Below are 2,322 nucleotides of genomic sequence, written 5' to 3'. Positions count from 1 at the left end.
TGTGCGCGCCACGGACAGTTCAACGGGCGATGGCCCGTACGTGGGAGCGCGCGCCTACTCGCTGACGGTTGCCGGGCCGACGATTACGGTGGCGCCATCGGTCTTGCCGGCGATGACGGCTGGCGTGGCCTACAGCCAGGGCATCACTGCTGCGAACGGCACAGGGCCGTACAGCTATGCCATCACGGGCGGCAGCCTGCCGACGGGCCTGGGCCTGGCGCCGGACGGCACCTTGTCCGGCACCCCAACGGCAGAGGGACCGTATAACTTCACGATCACCGCCACCGACAGCAGCACCGGCAGCGGTCCGTACACGGGTTCGCGCGCCTATTCCGCCACGGTGGCGGCCGGCGCTCCCATTGCCGGCCCCGTCAGCGCCACGGTAGCTTACGGCAGCAGCAGCAACCCGATCACCCTGAACCTGAGCGGCGGAGTGGCAACGTCGGTGGCGGTGTCGTCCGGCGCCTTGCACGGCACGGCGACGGCCAGCGGCACCAGCATCACCTACACGCCGACGCCAGGCTATGGCGGTCCCGACAGTTTTACCTACACGGCGACGAACGGCGTCGGCACCTCGGCACCGGCCACCGTGACGCTCACGGTTGGCGTACCCACCATCACGGTTGCGCCAAGTACCGTGCCTGCAGCCGCTGTCGGCACGGCCTACAGCCAGACGGTGACTGCCGCGAACGGCCAGGCGCCGTACGCGTATGCGGTCAGCGCTGGCGCCTTGCCGGCCGGGCTGAGCCTGAATGCGGCCACCGGCGTGTTGTCGGGCACGCCGACGGCCGCTGGCACCTTCAACTTCACCTTGCGCGCCACGGACAGCTCGACGGGCAATGGCCCGTACGTGGGCGCGCGGGCCTACACGCTGACGGTGTCTGCACCGATGATCAGCGTCACGCCGACGGTCATGCCGGCGATGACGGCCGGCGTCGCCTATAGCCAGAATATTGTCGCCAGTGGCGGGACTTCCACGTACAGCTATGCCATCACCGGCGGCAGCCTGCCCACGGGCCTGAGCCTGGCGCCGGACGGCACCCTGTCCGGCACGCCGACGGCGGCAGGCGCGTATAACTTCACCGTCACGGCCACCGACAGCAGCACCGGCACGGGCGCTCCTTTCACGGGCTCGCGTGCCTATTCCAGCACGGTGGCCGTGGCGCCGCCCGTTGCCGGCAACGCCAGCGCCACGGTGGCCTATGGCAGCAGCGCCAATGCTATCGCCCTGAACCTGAGCGGCGGTGCGGCAACGTCGGTGGCGGTGGCGTCCGCAGCCGCGCATGGCACGGCGACGGCCAGTGGCACGAGCATCAGCTACACGCCCACGGCCGGTTATGCTGGCACCGACAGTTTCACCTATACGGTCACCAACGCCAGCGGCACGTCGGCGCCAGCGACCGTGACAGTGGCGGTGGGCATCCCGACTGTGACGCTGACACCGGCGACCCTGCCGAATCCAACGGCGGAAGCGGCCTACACGGCAACCCTGGCGGCGGCGGGCGGCACGGCGCCGTACACCTACAGCGTGGCCAGCGGCAGCCTGCCTGCCGGCTTGAGCCTGAATGCGGCCACGGGCGTGCTGTCGGGCACGACGAATGTGGCGGGCAGTTTCACCTTCAGCCTGCGCGCCAGCGACAGCAGCACGGGCGTGGGCGCGCCGTTCAGCGCGACCAACAGCTATACCGTGAGCGTCGGTGCGCCGACGATCGTAGTGACGCCGGCAAGCTTGCCGGCGGCAAGCGTCGCCACCGCGTACAGCCAGCAACTGACGGCCAGCGGCGGTGTCGCTCCCTATGCCTATACAGTGTCGAGCGGCAACCTGCCTGCCGGCCTCACCCTGAACAGCAGCGGCTTGCTGAGCGGGACGCCGACGGCGGGCGGCAGTTTCACGCTCACTGTGCAGGCGGCCGATGCGCACCTGTTTACCGGCGCGCGCAGCTATACCCTGGTCGTTTCCTCGGCCACGGTCAGCCTGACGCCGGCCTTGCTGGCCAATCCGACGGCGGAAGCGGCCTACTCTGCGACACTGACGGCCGCGGGCGGTACGGCGCCGTACACTTACAGCGTGGCCAGCGGCAGCCTGCCTGCTGGATTGAGCCTGAATGCGGCTACCGGCGTGCTATCCGGTACGACGAATGTGGCCGGCAGCTTTACCTTCAGCCTGCGCGCCAGCGACAGCAGCACGGGCGTGGGCGCGCCGTTCAGCGCGACCAACGCCTACACCATGACGGTTGCGGCGCCGGCCCTGAGCCTGGTCCCGGGCAGCCTGGCGGCGATCCGTGCCGGCGATGCCTACAGCCAGCAGTTCACGGCTGCCGG

At 69.8% G+C, this 2,322-nt stretch carries 1 protein-coding gene; it reads left to right on the top strand.

What is annotated here, in order from left to right; genetic code table 11:
- Positions 1 to 2,322: beta strand repeat-containing protein (locus IGS61_RS18555; protein WP_230541233.1), on the top strand; the 2,322-nt coding region annotated here is incomplete at both ends.

It is taken from the genome of Janthinobacterium sp. FW305-129, assembly GCF_020858115.1.
GTDB lineage: Bacteria > Pseudomonadota > Gammaproteobacteria > Burkholderiales > Burkholderiaceae_D > Janthinobacterium.
The sequence above is the reverse complement of the archived record's forward strand: the minus strand, read 5'-3'. Positions and strand labels throughout refer to the sequence as shown.